Source organism: Nocardia sp. NPDC058666, assembly GCF_042714895.1.
Classification (GTDB): Bacteria; Actinomycetota; Actinomycetes; order Mycobacteriales; family Mycobacteriaceae; genus Nocardia.
Genome location: NZ_JBHXRY010000001.1, coordinates 42,355 through 68,785, shown reverse-complemented (window position 1 = coordinate 68,785; position 26,431 = coordinate 42,355). Strand labels below are relative to the sequence as shown.

The window sequence follows — 26,431 nt, the reverse complement described above, 5'->3', positions numbered from 1 at the left end:
CCCGATAGCGCGGTCAGGGTTTGTTGGACATGGCGGCTATGAGGGAGTTGGGGCGCATGTCGAGCCAGTGGGCTTCTACGTAGTGGAGGCAGGAGGTTCGGGGGGCGGCGCCGAAGGTTACTGTCCAGCCGCCGGGGACCGCGGCGAAGGTGGGCCAGAGGGAGTGTTCGCCTTCGGTGTTGATCAGGACGTAGAACTGGGCGTTGTCGTCGTCGAACGGGTTGGTCATGGGGTGGCCTTTCTGGTCGCGGCGGCTAGGTGGGTCAATGCTGTTGTGGTGCCGGTGATTTCGGTGAGCGCCAGCTCGGTGGTGCGGTAGAGGCGGTCGGGGTTCGCGGGGGCGAAGTGGGGGGTGAAGTCGGCGGTGGTGATGCCGTAGGCGGTGATCAGGTCGGCTAATCGGGTGGGGTCCGGTGGTTCGGACAGGATCACGGTGGCGCCCACGCGCAGGGGTAGCAGATAGCCGTGCCAGGCGGTGGGGTCGCCGGGGTGGGATTGGTGCAGGTGGATGTCGCCGGTGGTGAGGTGGTGGCGGGCCTGCACGGCGGTGACGCGGTGCACGGCGGCGGCGTGGCTGATGGTGACGCTGTGGGTGGCGCCGGGAGGAAACAGCACGAAGGCCGGGTGGTGGGTCAGCGTTCGGCGTTCGGTGGGGGTGATCGGGTCGTCGGAGTAGGTCGACAGGGCGACCTTGTCGATCAGCACCGACGGAATGTCGTACACCGCAACGTGTTCGCGGTCCGCGACAGTCAACAACAGTGCGGGGTCGACGATCGGTGGCAGCAGGCTGGTCCCGGTGTCGGTCGGCACGACCGCGCCGCCCGCCTTGAGCACCGCGTAGATCGCGATCACGAGATCGACCGAGCACGGAATGTTCACCAGCACTGGGGATTCGGGTCCGATGCCCAGTGCTACGAGGTGTCTGGCGAGTTGGTTGGTGCGCCGGTCGAGGTCACCGTAGGTGATGATCGAGGTCGGGCCGTCGCTGCGCGCGTGGACGACGGCCGGGTCGAAAGGGGTTGCGGCAGCTTGGGCTTCGAACTCGTCGAGGACCAGTTCACCGGGCAGTCCGCCGCGGGGGGCGAAGTAGGGACCGTCTTCGACGCGGCCGACGAATTCGATCTCGGGGGTCCAGGAGTCGCCGGGCGGGCGGCGGCGCACCAGGTCGCCGGTGGCGAACATGCGGTCGTCGACCGGGCCGTCAGGGTTGGCGAGGAAGGTGGCTGCGGTGGCCTGTCGACCGACGTAGCCGCGCGCCAATTGCACTCCGGAGACGTAGAGTTCGCCGATTTCGCCGTCGGCGACGGGTCGCAGGTGTTCGTCGAGGATGAGCAGTTCGACGTCGTCGGCGGCCGATCCGAACGGGACCATCTCGAGGTCGGCGCCGGTCACCTCGTGGGCGACGAACTCGCCCGCGGTTTCGGGGCGCCCGTAGACGTGCCACAGGGTCGCGCCGCTCACCGCGCGCAGGGCGGCAGCGGTTTCGGCCAGTTGCGAACCGCCGGAGCCGAGCACGATGCGCAGCGATTCGAGGCGTTGTTCGGCGTCGGGCATAGCTGCGAGTTCGGCCAGCTCGGCGTGATCGAAACATGCTGCTGTGACGCTTGTTTCGACGATCGCGTCCGCCAGCACTGCCGTGGGCGAGACCACCAGGGTGGCGCCGGTCTGGAGAGCGAGCAGCATCTCCCCCACCGCGGCCTGGCCGGTCAGCGGTGCGTGCCAGAGCACGGAGTCGCCTTCGCCGATGCCGCACAGTCGCTGCCGCCAGGTCGAATTTGCTTGTGCCGCACGGTGTCCGATGATGACTGCCGTCGAGTTGTCGGTATCGACCACCAGGTAGGCCGGGTTGTCCGCACCCGGCCCCGGTAGTTCTTCGGGGGGTAGGTCGCAGGTGGCGTCGGTGTACAGCACCGGGAAACCGGCGGGGTGCGGGGTGCCCGCGCGGGTGAGGATGAGCGCGGGCGCGGCCAGTTCCAGCGTGCGACGTTGCAGGTCAGCGGTTGTTTCCGGGTCGAGAAGGACGAACGCGCCACCGGCGACGAGAATCGCGTGCGCGGCGACCACGAGCTCCGCCGAACGCGGCAGCACTACCGCGACGGTGGTCTCGGGACCGACGCCGTGTTCGACCAGCGCGGCGGCCAACACGTCGACCCGTTGCGCCAATTCGCCGTAGCTGAGCGCGATTTCGCCGTCGCGCACGGCGGGAGCGTCGGGTTCGCGGTCGGCGGTGGTGGCGAACGCGGCGAGCAGGGTCGCCGGGTCGCGGGGTCGGTCGCCTGCCAGGTCACGCAGCAGCGCGGCCAGGGTGGCGGCGGGGGTCACCGAATCTGTGTGCGACATCAGAGTTTTCCTTCCGAGTCGTCAGCCGACGCGGCCGCGAGTACCGCGGCGGCGTCGGTCACCAGTGTTTGCAGAGTGGAAGTGAGGCCGGAGGCGCCCAGTGCGGCGAGCACCCCGGGGACCAGACCTGCCAACGCGACGTTGACCAGTGCTTCAGGTTTCATTTTCGCGCCCATCGCCCTGCTCACCGCGGTGAGTTTGGCGTGCAGTGCGGCGTAGGTGATGGCGTGCTCGCCGTGGGTGAATGCCACGGTCGCCGGCGCGAGTGCTGCCGCGGAGCCGACCAGCTTCGGCAGGTCCGCGATGGTGTAGGTGGTGGGGGTCTGTTCGGCGTCGGTGCGCATGTCGATGGCGCGCACCGCCACGGTGGGATCGACGGCTACGGCGGTGAGGATCTTGCGGAACCGTTCGGCCAGCGCACTCACGGTCGATTCGTCGAAAAGGTCTGTGGCGTAGCCGAAGTGGATATCGAGACCGTCGAGGGTGCCGTCTTCGGTGTACCGCTGCAGGGCGGTGAGGTGCAGGTCGAACTTGGCCTCGGTCAGGCCGGGGTCCAGGGTTTGCACGCGGAGACCCGGTAGGTCGATGCCGCCCGGTGGCATGTTCTGGAAGGTGAGCATCACCTGGAACAGGGGGGTGTAGGCGCCGGTGCGGGTGCGGCCGAGGGCGTCCACGACCTGTTCGAAGGGGACATCGGCGTGCGACAGGGCGGCCAGGTCGCGACGTTTGGCCTGGGCTAGCAGGTCGGTGAACGGGGCGCGGGAGTCGACCTCGGTGCGCAGGGCGACGGTGTTGACGAACATGCCGACGAGGTCGTCGAGTTCGCGCGCGCCGCGGCCAGATACCGGGGCGCCGATGGTGATGTCGGCGCTGCCGGATTGCTTGGCCAGCAGAACCGCCAGGGCGCTGTGGACCAGGGTGAACAGGGTGGTGCCGTTGGTGCGGGCCACCTCGTCCAGAGTTCGAGTCAGCTTGCTGTCGATCTCGAATTCGACGGTGGCGCCGTGCATTTCACGGCGGAGAGCGCGCGGTCGGTCGGTGGGCAGGGACAGCAGTTCGGGTGCGCCTGCAAGTTCTCGGGTCCAGTAGGTGAGCTGTTCGGAGATCACGCTGGAGGGGTCTGTTTCGGAGCCGAGCAGGTCGCGCTGCCAGGCACTGAAGTCGCCGTACTGGATTTCCAGTGGGGCCCAACCGGGTTCGCGGCCTTGGCTGCGATCGACGTAGGCGCGCACCAGGTCTCGGGTCAGCGGGTCGACCGAGTAGCCGTCGGCGCTGATGTGGTGCACCACGACGACCAGGACGTGATCGTCGGCACCCAGGGTGTAGAGGGCGACGCGGACCGGGGGTGCGGCGGTGATGTCGAAGGGTTGGGCGACCAGGGCCGCGATGCGGGTTTCGACGTCGGCGGGTGCGACCGGGATGGGGGTCAGGTCCACCGCGGCGGACCAGGCGGGCATCACCTGTTGGATCGGGCCCGCTGCGGTGTCGGGGTAGCGGGTGCGCAGGGTGTCGTGGCGGGCCAGCAGGTCGGCGATGGCCGCCTGCAGGGCGGGCAGGTCCAGGTCGCCGGTGAGGCGGATGGCGGCCGGGATGTGGTACGCCGCGGACTGCGGGGACAGCTGGTGCAGCACCCACATGCGTTGCTGGGCGGGTGACAGCACGGCGGGGCCTTCGCCGGTGCGTTGGGCCAGCTGGGGGCGCGCGGTGGTGCGGTCGGCGGTGGCCAGGTGGGCGGACAGCGCGGCGACGGTGGGGGCGTCGAAGACCGCGGCCACCGGGACCTGGGTGCCCAGTGCGGCGCCGAGGCGGGCGGCCAGGCGGGTGGCCATGAGGGAGTTGCCGCCCAGGGCGAAGAAGTCGTCGTCCAGGCCCGCGGTGGGGCAGCCGATGACCTCGGTGAAGGTGTGGGCGACGAGCTGTTCGATCTCGGTGACGGGGGCGCGGAAGGCCGCCTCGGTGAACTCGGGTTCGGGCAGCTTGGACCGGTCTACCTTGCCGTTGGCGTTGAGGGGCAGTGCGTCGAGCACGATCAGCGCGGCCGGAATCATGTAGGCGGGCAGCTGCGCGGCGAGTTCGGTGCGCAACCGGGCCGCGACCGCGTCGTCGTCAGGGTTGGTGACTGCCGCGTAGGCGATCAGGCGGGTGCCCGCGCGGTCGTCGGTCTTGGCGACGGCGACGGCGGCGCGGACGTCGGTGCAGCGCAGCAGGGCTGTTTCGACCTCGCCGAGTTCGATGCGGAAGCCGCCGATCTTGACCTGGAAGTCGGCGCGTTCGAGGTATTCGAGGGTGCCGTCGGCTTGCCTGCGCACGATGTCGCCGGTGCGGTACATCCGGGCGCCGTGGCTATCGGTGAAGGGGTTCGCGACGAAGCGGTCGGCGGTCAGGGACTGGCGGCCCTGGTAGCCGCGGGCCAGCTGGTCGCCCGCGAGGTAGAGCTCGCCGGCGACGCCGATCGGGACCGGGTGCAGGCGGGCGTCGAGGACGTAGAGGGCACTGTTCCAGGCGGGGGTGCCGATCGGGACCACGTGCTTCGGGTCGTCGACGACTTCGTATTCGGTGATCGAGACCGCGGCCTCGGTCGGGCCGTAGAGGTTGTGCAGGGCGGCGGTGGTGCCGCCGGCGCGGAACTGGGTGGCGGTGGCGGCGTGCAGTGCTTCGCCGATGGCCAGGACCGCGCGCAGCGACTCGGGTAGGCCGGTTTCCAGCAGCATGGCGACCAGTGACGGGACCGCGTGCAGGACGGTCACGCCGTGCTCGGTCATGGTGGCGCGCAACCGGTCCGGGTCCCGTTCGTCGCCGGGGCGGGTGACGATCAGGGCGCCGCCGGAGGTCAGCGGGGACCAGAATTCCCAGACCGACAGGTCGAAGGTGGCGGGGGTCTTCAGCAGGACGCGGTCGGTGGTGGTCATGGTGAAGCGGTCGTGCAGCCAGGCGAGCTGGTTGACGATCGCGGCGTGCGGGACCGTGACACCCTTGGGCCGGCCGGTGGAGCCGGAGGTGAAGATGATGTACGCGGGGTGCTCGGGGCGAAGCGGGGTGATCCGCTCGGCATCGGTGACCTGGTCGTTCGAAAGCTCTTGCAGTGCGCGGTGATCCAGTTCGAACACCGGGACGTCCACAGCGATCGGCAGGCCGTCGGCGGCGGTCGTGAGCACGCACAGTGGGGCGGCGGTGGCCACGATGTAGGCGATGCGGTCGACGGGGTGGTCGGGGTCGATCGGGACGTACGCGCCGCCGGCTCGCACTACCGCGTGCATGGCGATGACGAGGTCGATGCCGCGCCGCATGGCCAGTACGACCGTGCGCTCGGGGCCGACGCCCTCGGCGATCAGGAGTCGGGCGACCCGGTTGACCTGGGCGTCGAAGGTGGCGTAGTCCAGGGATTCGCCGGTGATCGCGTCTACCAGCGCGACCGCATCAGGAGTGCGGATCGCTTGGCGTGCACCGAGTTCCGCAAGAGTGGTCGACTCGACCGGATGGGTGGTGTTGTTCCAGGTCTCCAGCAGCAGGGTGCGGTCGGACCCGAGCAGGTCGAGGTCGCCGATGACGGTTTCGGGTGCGGCAGTGGCCGATTCGAGGACTCGACGCAGCTGGGTGGCGAAGCGTTCGACGGTGTCGGCGTCGAAGAGGTCGGTGGCGTAGCCCAGTGCCAGGTCGATGCCTGCCGGTGCCCCGTCGGGGGTGTAGTTGTCCAGGGCGAACAGGTGCAGGTCGAACTGTGCTACGCCGGAATCGAATTCGATGCTCGACACGGTCAGGCCGGGGAGTTCCAGCTCGCGGCGATCGTGGTTCTGGAAGGAGTAGCCGACCTGGAACAGCGGGTGTCGTGCGGTGGAGCGGGCGGGGTTGAGGACTTCTACCAGGCGTTCGAACGGGACGTCGGCGTGGGAGAACGCGGCGATGTCGGCGGTGCGGGCGGTGGTGAGCAGGTCGGTGAAGGTGGCGTCGGCCGCGACGGGGGTGCGCAGGACCAGCGTGTTGACGAACATGCCGATGACCTCGTCGAGTTCGGCTTCGCCGCGGCCCGCGTTCGGGGTGCCGACGGCGATGTCGGCGGTGCCGGACAGGCGGGCCAGCAGGGCCGCGAAGGCCGCGTGGACGACCATGAACAGGGTGGCGCCGTTGCGGCGGCCCAGTGCTGAGAGCGCGGCGTGTAGGTCGGCGTCGAGGGTGAAGGTCACCTTGTCGCCGCGGAAGGTCTGGCGGGCCGGGCGGGGGTGATCGGTGGGTAGGGACAGCTGGTCCGGGAGGCCGGCTAGCTGGTCCTTCCAGTATGTGACCTGTTGGGCAGCAACAGAATCCGCGTCTTCCTCGTTGCCGAGAAGGTCGCGCTGCCACAGCGCGTAGTCGGCGAACTGGACGGCGGGCGGGGCCCAGCCGGGGGCGGTGTCGTGCAGGCGGGCGGTGTAGGCGCGCATCAGGTCGGCGACGAACGGGGCGATGGAGGAGCCGTCGGCGGCGATGTGGTGCAGGACGGCGGCCAGGACGAAATCGGTGTCGGTCACCTGGAACAGGCGCATCCGCACCGGGATCTCGGTGGTGACGTCGAAGGTGGTTTCGGCCAGGGCCCGAATCGCTTCGGGCAGTGCGGTTTCGGTCACCGCGACAGGCCCGAGTACGGAGTCGGCAGCCGGACCGGGCGCTGCCACGGCACCGCTCGGGCGCGGAGCCAGTGCGGGCATCGCCTCGGCGGCGGTGATGATCGACTGCACGGGAGCGCCATCGACCTCCGGGTAGATCGTGCGCAGGGATTCGTGGCGGGCGACTACGTCGGCCAGTGCCGCGCGCAACGCGTCGACGTCGAGGGCGCCGGTCAGGCGCAGGGCGAACGGGATGTTGTAGGCCACCGAGGTGCGGTCGAAGCGGTTGAGGAACCACATGCGCTGCTGGGCCGGGGACAGCGGGAGCAGGGCGGGGCGCGCTCGGCCGACCAGGGCGGGGCGGTCGACGCGGGTTTCGGCGTCGATGGCGGCGGCCAGGTCGGTCACGCGGGATGCTTCGAACAGGGTGCGCACGCCGATGCGGCGGTCCAGTGCGGCGCCGATGCGGGCGGCGGCCTTGGCGGCCAGCAGGGAGCTGCCGCCGAGGGTGAAGAAGTCGTCGTCGGCGCCGATCGGCTGGTCGTCGGTGCGGCCCAGGACCTCGGTGTAGACCGCGGCGATGATCTGCTCGGTCACCGTGCCGGGCTTGCGGTAGGCGGTGGTTTCGAACACGGGGGCGGGCAGGGCCGCGCGGTCGAGTTTGCCGTTGACCGTGAGGGGGATGCGGTCCACGGGCACCACGGCGGCGGGGAGCATGTGTTCGGGCAGTGTGTGCGCGAGTTCCTGACGCAGCGCGGCGAGGTCGATGCGCGGCGAGTTCGGGCCCGCGACCAGGTAGGCGACGATGCGTGGTTCGTCGACGAGGTCGGTGCGGACCAGGACCGCGACCTGCTGCGGTGCGGCCGAGCTGTGCAGCAGGGCTGCTTCGATCTCGCCGAGTTCGATGCGGAAACCACGCAGGTTGACCTGCTGGTCGGCGCGGCCGAGGTATTCCAGGTCCACGGACGCCTGGTCAGCGGCCACGGTCCAGCGGGCGAGGTCGCCCGAGCGGTACGCGACGGATCCGGGCGGACCGTAGGGGTCGGCCACGAACCGGCTCGCGGTCAGGTCGGGGCGACCGAGGTAGCCGCGCGCCAATTGCGGTCCGGAGACATAGATTTCGCCGGGCACGCCGACCGGGACGGGACGCAGTCGCGAATCCAGCACGCGCACAGTCAGTCCCGCGATGGCACCGCCGATCACGCTGGCGGAACCGGTGTTCGCGGTGATCTCACGGTACGACACGTGCACGGTGGTCTCGGTGATGCCGTACATGTTCACCAGGCGCGGCGCGTCCGGGTAGCGGGCGAACCAGCCGGCCAGGCGCTGGGGTTCCAGTGCCTCGCCGCCGAAGATCACCGTGCGCAGCGCGTAATCGGCCGGGGTGGTGGCCAGGTCGGCGGCGATGAGCTGGTAGAACGCGGACGGGGTCTGGTTGAGCACGGTTACGCGCTCGGTCAGCAGCAGCTCGCGGAACTGTTCGGGGGAACGGGAGGTGAAGTAGTCGACCAACACCACCGAACCGCCGTGCAGCAGCGCGCCCCACAGTTCCCAGACCGAGAAGTCGAAGGCGTAGGAGTGGAACATCGTCCATACGTCCGACGGACCGAACTCGAACTGGTGCGCGGTGTTGTCCAGCAGCGCAATGAGATTCGCGTGCGGGACCATCACGCCCTTGGGGCGGCCGGTCGAGCCGGACGTGTAGATGACGTACGCGGTGTGGGCGGGGGCCAGCGGGGTGCGCCGGTCGGCGTCGGTGAGGGGTTCGGGTGCGAAATCGGCCAGGTTCTGGGCGGCGGGGTCGATGACGGGACCGCCGAACCAGTCGTGGGCCAGGCCGGTGTCGTCGTTGGTGATGGCGCAGTGCGGGCGGGCGTCGTCGAGGACGTATTCGATGCGGTCCGCGGGGTAGTTCGGGTCGATCGGCAGGTAGCCGCCGCCCGCCTTGAGCACGGCCAGCAGTGCGACGGGCAGTTCGACCGAACGCGGAAGTGCTACGGCGACCAGGGATTCCGGGCCGACGCCCGCGCCGACGAGGCGGCGGGCGAGGCGGTTGGACCAGGCGTCGAGTTCGGCGTAGGTCAGGGTGCGCTCGCCTGCCTTCACGGCGACGGCGTCGGGGTTCAGGGCGGCGGCACGGTGGAACCGGTCGACCAGGGTGTCGGCCGCGGCCACCGAGGCGCCGGTGCAGGACCATTCGTGCAGGGTGCGCTGCTGTTCTTCGGCGGACAGCAGTTGGATGTCACCGACCACGACGGTCGGGTCGGCGACCACGGCGGCCAGTACCTGGGTGAAGCGGCGGGCCAGTACCGCCACGCCCGCTTCGTCGAACAGGTCGGTGGCGTAAGCGATTTCGATCGCGATGCCGTTCGCGCGGCCGTCGATGTCCTCGGCTTCGCCGATGGTGAACTGCAGGTCGAACTTCGCCACGGGGGCGTCGAAATCGACGGATTCCACGCGCAGGCCCGCGGCCTCGAGGGTGGGGACGGTGAAGTTCTGCAGGACCAGGGCCACCTGGAACAGCGGGTGGCGGTTGCGGGCGCGGGCCGGGTCGATGGCGTCCACGACCTGCTCGAACGGGATGTCGGCGTGCGACATGGCGTCGAGGTCACCGGCACGGACGGCGTCGAGGGTGGTCTCGAATTCGGCGCGCGGGTCGATTTGGGTGCGCAGGACCAGGGTGTTGACGAACATGCCGATCAGGCCGTCCAGGGCTGCTTCACCGCGGCCTGCGACGGGGGTGCCGATGGCGATGTCGCTGCCGCCCGACAGTCGGGCCAGCAGGACCGCGAGGGCAGCGTGCACGGTGCTGAACAGGGTGGCTTCGTGTTTGCGGGCAAGTTCGCGCAGTTCGCTGTGCAGGTCGGAGTCGATCTGGAAGCGGTGGACCGCGCCGCGGTAGGAGGACTGCGCGGGGCGGGGGTGCGCGGTGGGCAGTTCGAGCTGTTCGGGCAGGCCTGCGAGGCCGCGCCGCCAGAAGGACAGTTGCTCATGAGCCAGGGATGTGGGATCTGTTGCCTCGCCCAGGATTTCGTCTTGCCATAGGGCGTAGTCGGCGTACTGGATCGGCAGTGGCGTCCAGGTGGGGTCGTTGCCGCGGCGGCGGGCGGCGTAGGCGGCCATGAGGTCGGCGGCCAGTGGGCCCAGCGAGAAGCCGTCGGCGGCGATGTGGTGTACGACCAGCACGAGCACGTGGTCGCCGTCGATCGCGAACAGTGCTGCGCGCAGCGGGATTTCGGTGGTGAGGTCGAAACGGATTGCGGCGCAGGCCAACAGGCGTGCGGGCAGTTCTTCCTCGGCGATCTGTTCGGTCCGCAGTGTCAGATCGCCCGTGTCGGCGATGAGCTGCTGGGCGCCTTCGGGGCCGTCGGGGTAGCTGGTGCGCAGGGTTTCGTGCCTGGCGACCACGTCGGCCAGTGCGGCTTCCAGGGCGGCGATGTCGAGGTCGCCGGTCAGGCGCAGGGCGACGGGGATGTTGTCGACGGCGTCGCCGATGCCGTCCACGTCGGCGAGGTAGCGGTTGAGGAACCACATGCGACGCTGGGCCGCCGACAGCGGAATACGCTGGGGGCGTTCACGAGTGGTGAGTTCCAGGCGGCCGCCGGTGCCGCGCAGGGTGGTGCAGCGGGCGGCCAGTTCGTGCACGGTCGGGGCGTCGAACAGCAGGCGAACCGGGATGTGGGTGTCCAGGGCGGCGCCCAGGCGGGCGGCGACCTGGGTGGCGTTGAGGGAGTTGCCGCCCAGGGCGAAGAAGTCGTCGTCGAGGCCGACTTCGCGGTCGGCCGGGAAGCGCAGGACCGTGGCGAAAATCTGGGCCACCGTGCGTTGCACCTCGGTGACCGGGGCGCGGAAGGCCGCGACCTCGAACAGCGGGGCGGGCAGGGCCTTGCGGTCGAGCTTGCCGGAGGCGTTGAGCGGGAACTCGTCGAGGGCGACGAAGGCCGCGGGGACCATGTAGGTGGGCAGGGTCAGGGTGAGGGTGTTCTTCACCGCGGCCACGTCGACCTGTTGTGCGGCAACGAGATACGCGACGAGGGTGTCGTCGCGGACCATCACCGCGGCCTGGCTGACCTGCGACAGGCCGGCCAGGGCGGCTTCGATCTCGCCGAGTTCGATGCGCAGGCCGCGCAGTTTCACCTGGAAGTCGGTGCGGCCCAAGTACTCCAGCTCGCCGCTCGCAGTCCAGGTGACCAGGTCGCCGGTGCGGTACATGCGCTCGCCTGCGTGGCCCTCGGCTGCGCCGCCATCAGACCCGGCGAAGGGGTTGGCGACGAAACGGTCGGCGGTGAGGTCGGCGCGGCCCGCGTAACCACGGGCCAGCTGGGCGCCTGCCAGGTACAGCTCGCCGGGGACGCCGACGGGGACCGGGCGCAGGCGGGCGTCGAGGACGTAGACCTGCGTGTTGTGCACCGGGGCGCCGATCGGCACGGTGACGGTGTCGGCGTCGACGACCTCGTGGAAGGTGACGTCGACCGCGGCTTCGGTGGGGCCGTAGAGGTTGTGCACAGCTGTGCCGGTGAGCTGACGCAGCCGGTGCGCGGGCGCGGGCGGCAGGGCCTCACCCGAGGCGAAGACCAGGCGCAACGAGGCGCAGGTGCGGGTCGAGACGGTGTCGTCCAGGGCCGCGACGAACACCGACAGCATCGACGGGACGAAGTGAGCGACGGTGATCTGCTCGGTGTCGATGAGGCGCGTCAGGTAGGCGGGGTCGCGGTGGCCGTCGGGGGCGGCCAGGACCAGGCGGGCGCCGATCTGCAAGGGCCAGAAGAACTCCCAGACCGACACGTCGAAGGTGGCAGGGGTCTTCTGCAGGACGGTGTCGGACGGGGTGAGGCGGTAGGCGTCCTGCATCCACACCAGGCGGTTGACGATCGCGGCGTGCGACACGACCACGCCCTTGGGCTTGCCGGTGGAACCCGAGGTGAAGATCAGGTAGGCGGCGTTGCCGGGGGTGAGGGTGGCCAGGCGGTCGGCGTCGGTGATCGGCTCCGACGGGTAGTCGGTGGTGTCGAGCTGTTCCAGGTCCAGGATCGCGACGTGTTCGGCGGCGGACAGGTCGATGGCGTCGCTGCTGCGGGTCAGTACGCAGACCGGGTCTGCGGCGGCGATCACCTGGGCGATGCGCTCGGCCGGGTGCTCGGGGTCCAGCGGCACGTAGGCGCCACCGGCGGCGATCACCGCGTACATGGCCACGAGCAGGTCGGTCGAACGGCGCATTCCGAGCGCGACGGTGCGGTCGGGGCGCACGCCGATCGAGATCAGCAGGCGGGCAAGCTGATTCACCTCGGCGGCGAACTCGGCGTAGGTCAGCGATTCGCCCTCGAAGGTCACCGCGGTGGCGTCGGGGGTGCGTTGCGCCTGGGCGGTGAACAGCGAGTCCAGGGTCAGGTGCGCGGGCACCGGGTACGCGGTGGCGTTCCACGTGTGCAGCAGTTGGGTGCGCTCCGCGGGGTCGAGCAGGTCGATGTCGCCGATCACGACGCTGGGATCGGCGGTCACCGTGTCCAGCATCCGCAGGAAGCGGGTGCTGAAATCTGTGATGGTCTGCGCGTCGAACAGGTCGGTCGCGTACTCGAAGCGGGCGAGCAGGCCGTCGGTGGTCTCGCGCAGGGTCAGCTGCAGGTCGAATTTGGCTGTGCGGGTGTCGATCTCGATCTCCGACGCGGTCAGGCCTGCGAGTTCGAGTTCGGTCTGGGAGTTGTTCTGGAAGTCCAGCATCACCTGGAACAGCGGGTGGCGTGCGGTGGAGCGCTCGGGGTTGAGGACCTCGACGAGACGGTCGAAGGTGACGTCGGTGTTGGCCAGGGCGCGCAGGTCGGCGTCGCGGACGGTGCGCAGCAGTTGGGTGAAGGTGGCGTCGGGGGCGACCTCGGTGCGCAGCACGAGGGTGTTGACGAACATGCCGACCAGGTCGTCGAGGGCCTGGTCGCCACGGGCGGCGACGGGGGTACCGATCGAGATGTCTTGCTGGCCCGACAGTTTCGCGAGAGTGGCGGCAAACGCGGTGTGCAGCGTCATGAACAGCGAAGCGTTGGCGTCGGCCGCGATGCTGCGTAGTCGATCGGTGGTCGCGGCGGGAATCGTAAAGGCTTGGCGCGCACCACTACCCGAGGCGATCGCGGGGCGGGGGCGGTCGGTGGGCAGGGCCAGCAGGTCGGGCAGGTCGGCGAGCTCTGTTGTCCAGAAGTCGATCTGCTTCGCCATGGCCGAATCCGGGTCATCCTCGGCGCCCAGCGCGGCACGCTGCCACACCGCGAAGTCGGCGTACTGCACCGACAGCGGGGTCCACTGGGGATCGGTGCCGGCCAGGTGGGCGGCGTAGGCGACCATGACGTCGCGGGTCAGCGGGGCCACGGACCAGCCGTCGGCGGCGATGTGGTGCAGGACCAGGACCAGGACGTGTTCGTCGGCGGCGGTGTGCAGCAGGTGCAGGCGGACCGGGGGTTCGGTGTCGACGGCGAACGGGACCGCGGCCATCGCGCGGATGCGAGCGGCGAGGTCCGCCGGGGCGATCGCGTGCGGCTCGAGGGTGATGGTGAGCTGGTCGGCGGGCATGATCTGCTGGAACGGGATGCCGTCGACGGCGGGGTAGCGGGTGCGCAGGGCCTCGTGCCGGGCGAAGACCGCAGCCACGGCGGCGTTCATGGCGGTGTAGTCGATGGTGCCGGTCAGGCGGATGGCGGCGGCGATGTTGTCGGCCACCGATTCGGCGTCGAACTGGTTCAGGAACCACATGCGCTGCTGGGCGTACGACAACGGAATCTGTTGTGGGCGTTGGGCTGCCACCAGCGGGAGGCGGGGGGCGATCGCTTCGCCGGAGCCGAGTTGCGCGGCGAGGGCTTGCACGGTCGGCGCTTCGAACAGGGCCTTCAGCGAGACCGTGCGATCCAGGGCGGCACCCAGCCGCGACACCACCTGGGTGGCGACCAGGGAGTTGCCGCCGAGGGCGAAGAAGTCGTCGTCGGCACCGACCTGCTCGATGCCGAGCACCTCACCGAACACCTGGGCCACGACGGACTCGGCGCCTGCGGCGGGGGTGCGGAAGGAGCGGGCGGCGAAGACCGGCTCCGGGAGGGCTTTACGGTCGAGCTTGCCGTTGGGGGTGAGTGGGAGTGCGTCGAGGACGACGAAGGCGGAGGGGACCATGTGCGAGGCCAGGGTGTTGCGCAGGATTTTCGCGATGACGTCGACGTCGACCGCTGGCGCAGCTGCGGCGGCGTCCACGCGATCAGTGGACCCACGATCGGCTGCCACGCCATCGGCCGACACACTGTCGACTGCCACGCGGTCGGCCACACCGTCGGCGGAGACGGCGTCGCCGGACACAGCATCTGGGGCGGGCGAAGCGGGTGCCGGTGCGGCATCGGAGACGACGTAGGCGACGAGTTGGTCGCCTCGGTGGGCGTCGGTGCGGACCAGGACCACTGCCTGGCGGATCGACGGTTGGGCGAGCAGGGCGGTTTCGATTTCGCCGAGTTCGATGCGGAAGCCGCGCAGTTTGACCTGGTCGTCGTTGCGGCCGAGGTAGTCCAGGGTGCCTTCGGGGGTCCAGCGGACCAGGTCGCCGGTGCGGTACATGCGCACCGACGGGGCCCACGGGCAGGCGACGAAGCGGGCTGCGGTCAGGGCCGCGCGGTCGCGGTAGCCGCGGGCAACCTGGGCGCCCGCTACATACAGCTCACCTGCGACGCCGACCGGGACCGGCTGCAGGCGGGTGTCGAGAACCCATTCGGTGATGCCGCGCAGGGGCGTGCCGAGGGTCAGCGGGGAGTCCGCGGCCAGGGGGGCGCTGATGTTGGTGGCGACCGTGGTCTCGGAGGGGCCGTAGGCGTTGACGAAGGCGCGCGGGATCGGGCCGGTGGTCCAGCGGGCGATCAGGTCGGGCGGGCAGGCCTCGCCGCCGACCATCACCATACGCAGGTCGTCGAGTCGGGTCGGGTCCAGCACGGCCAGGGCGGACGGGGTCATCAGGGCGTGCGTGACGCGCTGTTCCGAAAGCAGTTGCGCCAGTTCGGCACCCACGTGGCGGCCGGGCACGGCGATCACCAGGGTCGCGGCGGAGTTGATCGCGAGCAGGAGCTCCATCACCGAGATGTCGAACGACGGCGACCCGACCTGCAGCACGCGGGCGTCGGCGGTGCCGAACATGCGGGCGGTTTCCTCGGCCGCGAAACCGGCGATGCCGGCCTGGGTGACCAGCACACCCTTGGGCAGACCGGTGGAGCCCGACGTGTAGATGACGTAGGCGAGGTGGTGGGTGCGCAGGGGGTGGACGCGATCGCGGTTGGCGACGGGATCGCTGGAACGCCAAGCACATTCGGCCATCAGCTTGAGGTCGTCCAGTGCCAGCCAGTCGATCTGGTCGGGTAGCTCGGTGTCCGACACCGTAAGGCCAAGTCGCGCACCGGAATCGGTGATCATGTGGGTGATGCGGTCGACGGGGTAGCTGGGGTCGACCGGCAGCCAGGCGGCGCCGGACTTCGCCACGGCCCACACCGCGAGCACGGACTCGATCGAGCGCGGGATGCCGATCGCGATCACGTCGTCGGGGCCGACGCCGCTGTCGATCAGGACCCTGGCCAGACGCGACGACGCACGGTCGAGTTCGCGGTAGGTCAGGGTGCGGTCGCCGTCGGTGACGGCCTCGTGGTTCGGGTCGGCGGCGACAGCGGCGGCCAGCAGGTCGGGCAGCAGACCGGTGGCGGTGACCGGTGCCCCGCGCATGGCGGTGAGGTGGGCGTTCTCGGTCGCCGACAGCAGTGGCAGGTCGCCGACCGCGGTGTCGGGGGTGGTGACGGCGGCGGCCAGCAGGCGCACGAAACGCTCACCGAGGGTGTGCATCTCGGCTTCGTCGAACAGGTCGGTGGCGTAGAGGGTGACCGCTTCGATGCCGGCGGGTTCGCCGGTGGCACTGCGCCGTTCGGCGAGGGTGAGCTGCAGGTCGAACTTGGTGATGTCGAGTTCGATCTCCGCGACGGTGACCGAGGAGCCGGCCAGTTCGAAGGTGGTGTCCAGCAGTGTCTGGAAGTTCAGCGCCACCTGGAACAGCGGGTGCCGCGACTGTGAGCGGGCCGGGTTGACGACGTCGACCAGGCGGTCGAAGGGGACGGTGGCGTGGGCGAAAGCGGCCAGGTCGGTTTCGCGGGTGTGCTCGAGGGCGGCGGTGAAGCTCGCGGCCGGGTCGACCTCGGTGCGCAGGACCAGGGTGTTGACGAACATGCCGATCAGGTCGTCGATGGCACGGTCGCCGCGACCCGCGACGCCGGTGCCGATGGCGATATCGGTGGTGCCGGACAGGCGCGCCAGCAGCACGGCCAGCGCGGTGTGCACAACCATGAACAGGGAGGCGCCCGCCTGCTGGGCGAGGTCGGCGAGTTGGCGGTGCAGGTCGGCGTCGATGGTGAAGGTGGTGCGGGCGCCGGACATGGTGGGTTCGATCGGGCGCTGGCGTGCTGAGGGGAGTTCGAGCTGGTCGGGCAGGTTCGCGAGAGTCTTTGCCCAGAAGGCGATTTCGCGTGAGGCCAGGGACTGGGGGTCGGTTTCGGTGCCGAGCAGTTCGCGCTGCCATAGGGCGTAGTCGGCGTAGTGCACGCTCAGCGGGGCCCAGTCGGGTTCGCTGTTATCGGTGGCTGCGCGGTAGGCGGTGAGTACATCGCGAACCAGGACCTGTAGCGAAACACCGTCTGCCGCAATGTGATGCAGGACGACTGCGAGCACGTATTCCCCCGCCGCGTCACGACTATCGACGGACTCGCTGACACCAGGTCGCGAGTTATCCCCAGCCGTGTCGGCGTCTACGACGAAGATCTGTGCACGGAACGGCGCTTCCCGCTCGAGGTCGAAACCGGCGTGGGCGAAACGGGTCAGTTCGGTGTCGAGGGCGGCGGCGCGGACGTGTGTCGGGTCGCCGATGCGGACCGAGCCGGGGGCGCCGATGACCTGTTGGGCGACCTCGCCGCCGGGGACATCGACCGCGGGGAACACGGTGCGCAACGCCTCGTGGCGGTCGACCACCGCGGTCAGGGCGGCGGTCAGAGCGGGCAGGTCGGCGGTGCCGCGTAGGCGGATGACGAACGGCATGTTGTAGCCGGGCGCGGACGGATCGAAACGGTTCAGGAACCAGATGCGTTGCTGCGCAGGCGAAAGCGGGATCAGGTCCGGGCGCGGGCGGGCGGCCAGGACCGGTAGTCGGTCGGTGGTGCCGTCGCGTTCGGTGATGGCGGCGGCCAGGCGGGCGACGGTGGTCGCGCCGAACAGGTCGCGCACACCCAGTCGGCAACCGAGGTCGGCGCCGAGGCGGGCTGCTACCTGGGTGGCGACCAGGCTGTTGCCGCCCAGTGCGAAGAAGTCGTCGTCGCGGCCCACGCGCTCGAGGCCGAGCACCTCGCCGAACACCGCGGCCACCGTCTGTTCCACCGGGCCGACGGGCTCAGCGTAGGTGACCACGGTGCGGGTGGGGGCGGGCAGCGCCTTGCGGTCGAGCTTGCCCGACGCGTTCACCGGCAGCGCGTCCAGCAGCACGAACGCGGCGGGCACCATGTAGGCGGGCAGCGCGCGCAGGGCGGTCTCGCGCAGGTCGTCGATCGCGACCGCGCCCGGCTCGGCTTCCACCACATAGGCGACCAGCTGCTCGCCGACACCGGCGTCGTCGCGAACCAGCACCACCACGCGAGCCACGGAGTCCACGCCCTCGAGCACGGCCTCGATCTCGCCGAGCTCGATCCGCAGACCGCGCAGCTTCACCTGAAAGTCGGTGCGGCCCAGGTATTCCAGTTCACCGTTGGTGGTCCAGCGGACCAGGTCGCCGGTGCGGTACATCCGCTCGCCGGGCACTGGGGTGACACCGGGTGCGCGACCGGCTGACACCCGCGCGACACCGTCGATGTCGGAAGCGGGCGCGGCGACGAAACGTCCGGCGGTGAGTTCCGCGCGACCCACGTAGCCCCGAGCGAGCTGTACCCCCGACAGATACAGCTCACCCGGAGCCCCGACCGGAACCGGCCGCAGCCGTGAGTCGAGAACATGGAGCCGGGTGTTGAACACCGGCGCGCCGATCGGCACCATAACCCGATCCGCGTCGTTCACCTCATGGAAGGTGACATCGACAGCGGCCTCGGTCGGACCGTACAGGTTGTGCAGCCGGGCACCGGTCAGCAGCCGTAGCCGCTGCGCCAGCGCGGCGGGTAGTGCCTCACCCGAGGCGAAGACCAGGCGCAGCGAGGTGCGCTCGGCGATTTCCTGTTGGGCGAGAAAGACTTCCAGCATCGACGGCACGAAATGTGCGACGGTGACGCCGTATTCGGCGATCACCGCACGCAGATACGCGGGGTCGCGGTGCCCGTCGGGCTCGGCCAGCAGCAGTGTGGCGCCGATCTGCAAGGGCCAGAAGAACTCCCACACCGACACGTCGAAGGTCATGGGGGTCTTCTGCAGCACCACGTCGACACCGTGCAGGCGGTAGGAGTGCTGCATCCACACCAGCCGGTTCACGATCGCGGCGTGTTCGACCGCCACGCCCTTGGGCGCGCCGGTGGAACCAGAGGTGAAGATCACGTACGCGGGGTGGGCGGGACGCAGCGGCGCGGTGCGGTCGGAGTCGGTGAGCGGGCTGTCGTCGAAATCGCGCAGGTCGAGGTTATCCACAGCCAGCACCGGCAGGTCGTCGACGGGCGCGCCGTCGCGGGTGGTCGTGAGTACGACAGCCGGGGCGGCGGTGCTCAGGATGTGCGCGATGCGGTCGGCCGGGTGATCGGGATCGATCGGCACGTAGGCGGCGCCCGCGGTGAGCACCGCGTACATGGCCACGACGAGCTCCGGCGAGCGCCGAATGCTCAGTGCCACCAGGGATTCCGGGCCGATACCGTCCGCGCGCAAGCGCCGGGCCAGCTGGTTGACGCGTCGAGACAGCTCGCGATAAGTCAGCGTCGTCTGGTCGGCAGACAGCGCCCGGCCGTCGGCAGAAAGCGCCTGGTCATCGACAGAAAGTGCCCGGTCGCGCGAGCGTGCTCCGTCATCGCCGGCCGCGTCGATTCGCGACACCGTCGCCATACGCACGGCGACATCGTCGGGAGTGCGCGCGACCTGCGCTTCGAACATCGCGGGCAACGTCGCCACCGACACCGAACGCTCGGCCAGCGCCGTCTCCACATCGAACCGAGTCGAGTTCCAGATCTGGGTACTGACCTGCAGTTCCAGCTCGGTAGCCACCTCGACCGAGCCCAGCGCGGTATCCAGGTCGACCACGGCAAGCCGCTCGAGGAAACTCAGGAAACGGGCATGGTGTCGAGCCAGCGTATCGGCGTCGTACAGGTTGGGATTGGCCTCGAAATCCACATGCACGCGATCGCGATCGCCGTAGTAGACATTGAGGCTCAGGTCCTCGATCGGACCGGTCGACAGCACCCGGTACCGGCCGGTGGTCGTACCGAGGGTCAGGTCGGTGCGGAACAGCATGAAGTTGGCCAGCGGCCCGAACAGTGCGCGGCGCGCGGGGCGGCCGTCGTCCTCGGAGTCGCGGCGGATGTCCTCGGCACGGTAGCGCTGATGACGCAGCGCCCCCGCCACCTCCACCCGCGCCGCCCGCAGCAGCTCACCCCAGGTCGCGTCCGAACCGGCCGCGCCGGTGGGCAGGCGCAGCGGCACGATATTGGACAGCATGCCTGCCGACCGGCGCATGACCGCGGTGGTCCTGGCCGTGACAGGCAGGCTCAGCACGGCATCGGGGCGGTCGGTGAGACGGCCCAGGTAGGCGGCGAAGGCAGCCAGCAGCACCGCGGAGATCGCCGAATCATCGCTGGCTGCAATGGTTTCCAGTCGATCCACCAGCTGCTCGGACAGTCGCCCGCCGGTCACCAGGTTGATCGCCGAACGCGGCGCGGTGCGACCGTCGAGCGCGGTCGGGCTGTCCAGACCGGCCACACGCTGGGCCCAGTGCTCGCGATCGCCCACGAAACGGGTGCTGTCACGGAACCGGTGCTCCCCCTCGACCAGCTCGGACAGCGCGCCCGGCACCACGTCGGCCGCCGACGTGCCCAGCACCCGTGCGGTGTAGAGGTGCGCCACGCGCTGGGAAATGGTGAACGCGCCGTAGCCGTCGAGCGCGATGTGGTGGCCGCGCAGGTACCAGAACCAGCGGGCGGGCCCCACGCGCAGCACCGCGCCCGCCACCAGGCGGTCGGTGAGCATGTCGATGGGGGCGCCGAACTCCGCGCGCATCCAGTCCTGTGCGGCGGCGACCGGGTCGTCGTGGTGCCGCAGGTCGATCAGCGGCAGCTCGTCTTCGATCGGGATCGTGTGGTCGATGTACTGGTGCGGCACGCCGTCGGATTCGCCGATGCGCACCATCGGCGACGCGTAGGCGCGGGCGGCCACAGCGCTGACCTGTTGCAGCGCAACGACATCCAGCTCGCCGACGATGTCGACGTACTGGGCGATGGTGATCGGGACGTCGGGGTCGAGCAGCTGCGCGTACCACACACCCAACTGGGCGGGGGTCAACGGAAACGGCGCCCCCGCGGCCTGGATTTCCTGTGGTCGCGCGCTGAACCCACCCAACTCCGTACCGTGCACCGAAGCCTCCTCGTATCGCGAAAGAACAGCAGCTCGAATGTTTTCGGGCAGCACGAATACACCTGGCGCACCGAAAGATTCGATATGAACGCGGTGGGCGTGACGCCACACTCGCGCGAGATCCCCGACAGATCATGTGGATGAGATTCGGCGACCGATGGCCGCCGAGGCGAACAGACGTTGCGTCTGTCGCGGGGTGCCTAGCTGTTGATCGTTCCTCCAACGCCGTGTCACTTACATCACATGGATCCCTGTCCATGTGATGCAGACAGTAGGCGCTCAGTTAATAAAAAGAAACTTTTTCCGGTAAAAAAATCAGACGAACGTCCAGTCTGTACCGGCCAGTAGGCATGACCTGGGCTCGCGTGTGGTGCACAGCACATCCGCAAACAAGATGTGAGCCATCACACCTTCAGACCGCGACACTATGAGCTGAAACGTTGCATCTGCGTTGCATCGGCACCCATGCGCCGGTCGAGCACCCGGATCTTGGCCTCTATCTGCGCATACAGCGGCGAATCACGGTCGACGGTGGACCGGTAGGCAGCCCACGCGGCGGCGTCGTCGCGCCCTTCCGGACACGACGTCCAGCGGCGCAGCACGCCCGCCTCGGGGTTCGCGAGCACCGCGGTGCGCAAGCGGACCCGAAGCTCGTCACGGATGTCGCAGATGCCGGGAGCCGACGACCGCGGCAGCACCGGCCCCGCGTACAAGTTCAATGCCGATTGGATATCACCGGAGTCGAGAGCGGCACGAAGCTCCTCCACATCGGTTGCGACATGCACGCGCAGACGGTAAGGGCGCGAACCCACGACCGCGGCGCCGATCACCGACCGCAGCCGCGACATCGCCGCACGGATCGTGCCGTTGTCCAGATCGGTGTCGTCCAGCAGCAGCGCCAGATGATCAGCGCCCAGACCTTCGGGATGTTCGGTGAGCAGCAGCAGGATCTCGGCATGACGCTGCGACAGCGACACCCGCTCCCCCGCCACGCTTAACTGCGGCTGGCCCAGACCCAGGACATCAAGGCCCAGCCGAGCCTGTTCGGTGTCGTCGCGATCGGGTGCGGCCGGGGCGGCGATGCCCTGACTGGCACGCATCGCCCGCAGCACCAGGTCCATTTCGGCGGCGGTGGCGGCGGCCTTGACCAGCGCCAGGATCTCCGGCTTGGCCACCCGCATCCCGCCGGCAATCATCAAAACGCCGATCAGGCGGCCGTCGGGCTCGTGCACGGGAGCCGCGGCGCCGGTGATCTGGTGCATGCGATGCAGGAAATGTTCGGGTCCGTGGATCCAGGTGGCACGTCCGGTGCGCACGACGAGACCCACCGCGTTGGTGCCGATCCGGCGTTCGCTGAGATCGTCGCCCTCGCGCACGCCGATCTCGGCGGCGGCGGCAACCTGCTCGGGATGGCCGTGCACCGACAGCACGCGACCGAACTGGTCGGCCACGGTCACGATCAATCCGGCCTGCGACGCGTCCTGGACCAGCAGTTTGTCGATCAGCGGCATGAGCGCGGCGAGGGGATGGGCATCGCGATAACGCTCGAGGTCGGCGCCGCGCAACCCGCGACCGTCGATGACGTCGGTCGGATCGACCCCGCCGCGCACACTGCGCAACCAGGATTCGAGCACGAGCGGACGTAGTAGACCGGCCAGCTGGGTCAGCTGTTCACCACCGGCACTGAGATATCCATGGGCCTGTGCGGCATAGGCTTCCAGAGCTCCGAGCTGTGCGCCCGACTCCGATGCCTGCCGTGGGGGGCTCCCACCTGCAAGATTGCTGACCATTTGCCTTTCTTTCCCGCTACAAACTGTACCGGGCAGTTATCGGCGCAACCGCCAGAAATGGGGGTTTGTCCCGCAGGTCACATCGTGGTATCGGATGTCACTTCGTCACACGACCATATGGTCCGCTATGGCGGTTGCGAGCATGACCGTAGTGGCCTGTGGGCCCCGGCGTAGCGGGACGGGGACGATCGACAGGTCGGCGACGGTCAGGGCTTCGATGCCGTGGACTCGGCCGAGTTCGTCGACTACCGCGCGCTCGTCGTCGGCTGCGCCCATGCGGCAGGTGCCGGAAAGATGTTGCGAGGTACCGAGGTTGGTGTGCAGCCATGCATCATCGATGGGGTCGATCCGTCTGCCGAGCAGATCCGCGGTCAGGGCTGCTCCCTCGCGCAGGCGGGCTCGGTCTCGGTCGCTGTGGAGATAGCGGTGGTCGATGCGGGCGGGGACTCGCGGGTCGGCCGAGGCCAGGGTCAGCTCGCCGGACGACTCGGGGTGCATCAGTGCGACCCCGATTCTGCGAAGACCCGGCGTGAACATCCGGGTGTACGGGCGCAGTTCCAGGTCGTCGATTTCCAGGACGTACTCGAGCGGAACGGCCGGCTCGGCGGGCTGGTCGTCGGGGAATTCGACGCCGATCTCGGGGTGATCGGTGCACCATGCGCCCACCGGAGCGGGCTGGACGACCTCGATACCGAGCGAGCGAAGCTGCGCCTCGGGGCCGATCCCGGATCGGATCAGCAGCGCGGCCGACTCGATCGCGCCCGCGCACACGACTATCTGATCAGCGTAGGTTCGCCCGCCCGCCCACTCCACACCGATCACCCGGTTGCCGCGCAGGAGTAGTCGGGTCACCGTGGTGTCGCCGGTGATCGTGAGGTTGGGGCGGTGCATCGCCGGATAGAGATGAGTGACAGCGGGGCCTGATCGCAGACCGTTCGACACCGTCAGCGGGACTCGGCCGAAACCATCCGAGCCGGTCGGCGCGTTGAGGTCCGGGATTTCAGGGAATCCCGCTGCTGTGCACCGTTGCGCGAACTCGGCGCCGAACGCGGTGAAATCCCTGGTACGCGAGATCGGGATCGGGCCGCCTACTCCGTGACCGGGGGCCCAGCCGAAATCCCGGTCATCTTCCAGGTCGCAGAAGACGGGCAGCACCGCTTCGAACGACCAGCGCGGGCCCGCCACCGAGCTCCATGCGGCGAAGTCGGCGGCGGGTGGGCGGACGAAGTAGCTGCCGTTGATCGCACCGGAGCCGCCGATCAGCTTGCCGCGCACCAGGTTTCCTTGATAGCGCCACACCAGCCGGGACTCGGGGCCGACCGGGAGACTATTCGGGTCGAGCAGTTCGTACGGCAGTTGCCCCATCGTCGGAAAGGCGGGCCCGGCCTCGAACACGCGCACCGAACGTGCCGGGTCCGCGCTGAGCCGGGCGGCGAGCACACAACCCGCCGACCCGGCTCCGACGATGAGAATGCTTGTCACGCCCTCACATTCAGCACGGGGGGAAGCGCCTGGTTCGCAGCACACGCAGCCGTTCCCGCCGGGCGTAAGAGATGCGATTACGAAAACCCTTCGATCTCCAGGTACCAGGCCGTTCGTTCGCCCGCGAGCTCCTTGACTACGTGAGATTTCGGACTTACAGCTGAGTCCGGCCTGGCGTGGCCCCTGGTTACGCCGTAGCGTGGGAACTTGTCCTCATATGCGTATACCACTTTCCCACCGCTGAGGAAGACCTGCGTCATGGATTCGGAGTCTGAATTCAACCCGGCCAAGTGGACCCCACGCGTCCCAAGTTTCTTGTTGAGGCTCTCGTTGGAGATGGGCGAACTGACACTGAACATCTGATCCCATTCACCAACGGGAACACCAGAAGACACAATAACGTCGCCCAGATTGGCAGTTCCCTGCTCTTCCAATAGGCGCGCGAAAGCCGCCGCCAGGGCGGGATACTCATCCTGAACCACAATTTGTTCACCAACATCGAGGCCACCGCACCCCGAGACCAAGCTGAATATCGCCGCCAGTGCCGCATTAAACAACAGCCGAGTACTCATCCGCCGCTTATGAGAGCATTCCATCATTCCTCCGCATTCAAAGACAATTAACCAGCCGACGGATTGTTGTTCGGAATCAACGAACCCGGCAATACTGCCGCATTGTCGACCACTGCCGAGTTTGCGGCTTCGCCGAGACGGACTTCCTTGGGCCGGGCAAGGTTCCCATCCTTGTCGATCACTATTCCATCCCCATTATTAAATGCCTCGATTATTTTTTGTGACATGGTGCCGCCCGGGTTTTCAGTTGCAACCCTCCGGCCGAGTTCATTGTTGTACAAGTCCATCGCCTCGCGCGTACTCCGGTTATCCTCTCGACCTTCATGCTTCGTGGTATATTCCCTTGTCCACTCCTCGCCAAACTCCTCAGTGAGCAAGGCGTTCCAATAGGCGTGACGGAACGCATCCGCATGATTGTCCTGATAGTTTTTATCCTCATTAGGGAAATACTGTTCAGCCAAAGTGCTAGCTTGCTCAGATATCTGATAGACCCGGTACTGTTCCCACATGCTCAGCTTGCTCAGCATCTCCGCCTCGCTTACCGTCACTTCCTTTGCCGCAATGTCACCTCCAGGATTTAGCCGATTCATCCATTTCACTGCATCAGCACTGGGCCATGTCGTCATTCCCTGTTGGTCCTTGTTGACCTGGTAGGAATTGAGGATATTCTCAAGCTCGGCGTTCGGAGGAATAGGAACGTCGGCGAATGCCTTTATAATCGCCTCGCCCGCCGAAGCAGCAGCATCACCCGCGGCCTGCAACGCCGACTTTATCGCAGACTGATGCAGACGTTGGCCCTGATCGAGCGCGGCTTTCGCTACCTCAAGCGACTTATCTTGGCCACCCGCTAGCCACGCAACAACTTCGGTGGCGTAGCTGACACTTCCATCCTCGGCAACTGTATATCTCTCATTCTCAGCGTTCTGAATCGCGTTGACGGCAGCCGCTTTTGCAAACCCCAGGCGATGGACGATCGTGGAGGTCGAGGTTACGGCTTGACCAAATGCTTCCACTACTTTCGAAAGCGAAGTTTTGGCTTCCTCGCTTTTTACTCGCATTGCGTCGCCAGCAGTGCCCCGCCAAAAGCCCGGAGAGTCGGCGAGTTGCCTATTAATGATGCCGTACTCGGTGGTGACCGTCTCCTCTGCACGACCCCACTCGGCGGCTTGCTCCGTCAAGGCCCCGAAAGCCCATGTACGTACTTCGGTTTTCGTTGGCGGTAGTGCACTCATTAGAGCGGACCCGCTTCTGCTAGCACTGCGCCTGTTCTATTCGCCTGCCCTGTTTGCTGGAGGTTGTACTCAATGATGCTTGTCGACGCTGCATCATTGATCTCCTTAAGTTGCACGGCCACTCCTCGAACGCTGAGTCTGGCGCGCACACCAGCTCTCATGTAGGCTGCACCCAGGCCCGACCCGGGAAGTGCGGTCTCGATCGCGGCGATGAAACTCTCTGTAGGTGCCGCATTTAGTGCGTTCTGCGATCCATTCAAGGCGGCAACCATGCCCTCGATCCCGGCCTGGTCTACATACAGTTCGCTCATCAAAATCCTCTCCCATAGAATTCCCTGTTACGCTAGCACGGTAGTGTCGGCCCGAGAAGAAGCGCAGGAGCAAGTGCATCCCAATTCCGGTGATATCGACCCGATCACGAGCCAGATGCATGCCGTTCGTCAGGCAATTCTAGTCAATCAAGTAACCGTTGGCCGGTATGGCGTCGCGGTCGACGTACGCGCTGACGGGGCGTTGCAAGCAGTTCGGATCGACGAGAGCGTCACCCCCTACGGCGTCGCACTCGGTGAACTCATAACGAAACTCGCACATGAGGCACTTGAACAAGCCCGCGTCATCGTGCGTGAACGCATCGACAACCTCAGCGCCGACCCGCGGATCGCTGCAGCGGTCGAGTCAATCGAAATCGCATCCGAGCGGCCGTATCCCGTGCCGTCGGTCAAGCGGGCAGCGCCAATCCCGGACGACGATCTAACCGAAGAAGAGCTCATCGAGCAGAACCAGCGTCGGAACGCGTCGTTCTTTCGTAACACGTGAAGCCTCGACTCGGTACCGTGAAGTGCGGGATTAGGGTGGCGGGTGACGGC

Annotated in this window: 9 protein-coding genes; 1 reads left to right on the top strand and 8 read right to left on the bottom strand. The window is 68.1% G+C overall.

What is annotated here, in order from left to right; translation table 11 throughout:
- Positions 1 to 13: 13 nt before the first annotated feature.
- The 8 genes from ACFWVD_RS00275 to ACFWVD_RS00240 all read right to left on the bottom strand — a co-directional run bounded on the left by ACFWVD_RS00275 (position 14) and on the right by ACFWVD_RS00240 (position 25,876).
- Complete coding sequence (locus ACFWVD_RS00275) at positions 14 to 229, bottom strand: MbtH family protein (protein ID WP_379239715.1); 216 nt, start codon at positions 227 to 229, stop codon at positions 14 to 16.
- Entirely contained in the window at positions 226 to 2,340 is a 2,115-nt protein-coding gene (locus ACFWVD_RS00270; protein ID WP_379239714.1) for an AMP-binding protein, read from the bottom strand. The genes ACFWVD_RS00275 and ACFWVD_RS00270 overlap by 4 nt, the downstream gene beginning before the upstream one ends.
- Positions 2,340 to 20,489: a non-ribosomal peptide synthase/polyketide synthase gene (locus tag ACFWVD_RS00265; RefSeq protein ID WP_379239713.1), complete on the bottom strand. Its 18,150-nt coding sequence runs from the start codon at positions 20,487 to 20,489 to the stop codon at positions 2,340 to 2,342. The genes ACFWVD_RS00270 and ACFWVD_RS00265 overlap by 1 nt, the downstream gene beginning before the upstream one ends.
- 425 nt (positions 20,490 to 20,914) lie before the next feature.
- Positions 20,915 to 22,279, bottom strand: a complete 1,365-nt coding sequence (locus tag ACFWVD_RS00260; protein WP_379239712.1) for a GAF domain-containing protein — start codon at positions 22,277 to 22,279, stop codon at positions 20,915 to 20,917.
- A gap of 105 nt (positions 22,280 to 22,384) precedes the next feature.
- On the bottom strand, positions 22,385 to 23,761 hold the full coding sequence (gene mftG / locus ACFWVD_RS00255; RefSeq protein ID WP_379239711.1) for a mycofactocin system GMC family oxidoreductase MftG: 1,377 nt from the start codon (positions 23,759 to 23,761) through the stop codon (positions 22,385 to 22,387).
- 77 nt (positions 23,762 to 23,838) lie between these two features.
- Positions 23,839 to 24,333 carry a hypothetical protein gene (locus tag ACFWVD_RS00250; protein WP_379239710.1) on the bottom strand — a complete coding sequence of 165 codons (495 nt, stop codon included), beginning with the start codon at positions 24,331 to 24,333 and terminating at the stop codon, positions 23,839 to 23,841.
- Positions 24,334 to 24,380: 47 nt separating this feature from the next.
- Positions 24,381 to 25,511, bottom strand: coding sequence for a DUF6973 domain-containing protein (locus ACFWVD_RS00245; protein WP_379239709.1), 1,131 nt, complete (start codon positions 25,509 to 25,511; stop codon positions 24,381 to 24,383).
- Between the two features lie 53 nt (positions 25,512 to 25,564).
- Positions 25,565 to 25,876, bottom strand: a complete 312-nt coding sequence (locus ACFWVD_RS00240) for a hypothetical protein (RefSeq protein ID WP_379239708.1) — start codon at positions 25,874 to 25,876, stop codon at positions 25,565 to 25,567.
- A gap of 43 nt (positions 25,877 to 25,919) precedes the next feature.
- Here ACFWVD_RS00240 and ACFWVD_RS00235 point away from each other — a divergent pair, with 43 nt between their 5' ends.
- Positions 25,920 to 26,381 carry a hypothetical protein gene (locus tag ACFWVD_RS00235; protein WP_379239707.1) on the top strand — a complete coding sequence of 154 codons (462 nt, stop codon included), beginning with the start codon at positions 25,920 to 25,922 and terminating at the stop codon, positions 26,379 to 26,381.
- Positions 26,382 to 26,431: the final 50 nt, after the last annotated feature.

Bases quoted from the DNA above. Each gene is read 5' to 3' on its own strand.
- ACFWVD_RS00275 (WP_379239715.1), bottom strand. From the start codon at position 229: ATGACCAACCCGTTCGACGACGACAACGCCCAGTTCTACGTCCTGATC.
- ACFWVD_RS00270 (WP_379239714.1), bottom strand. From the start codon at position 2,340: ATGTCGCACACAGATTCGGTGACCCCCGCCGCCACCCTGGCCGCGCTG.
- ACFWVD_RS00260 (WP_379239712.1), bottom strand. From the start codon at position 22,279: ATGGTCAGCAATCTTGCAGGTGGGAGCCCCCCACGGCAGGCATCGGAG.
- ACFWVD_RS00250 (WP_379239710.1), bottom strand. From the start codon at position 24,333: ATGAGTACTCGGCTGTTGTTTAATGCGGCACTGGCGGCGATATTCAGC.
- ACFWVD_RS00240 (WP_379239708.1), bottom strand. From the start codon at position 25,876: ATGAGCGAACTGTATGTAGACCAGGCCGGGATCGAGGGCATGGTTGCC.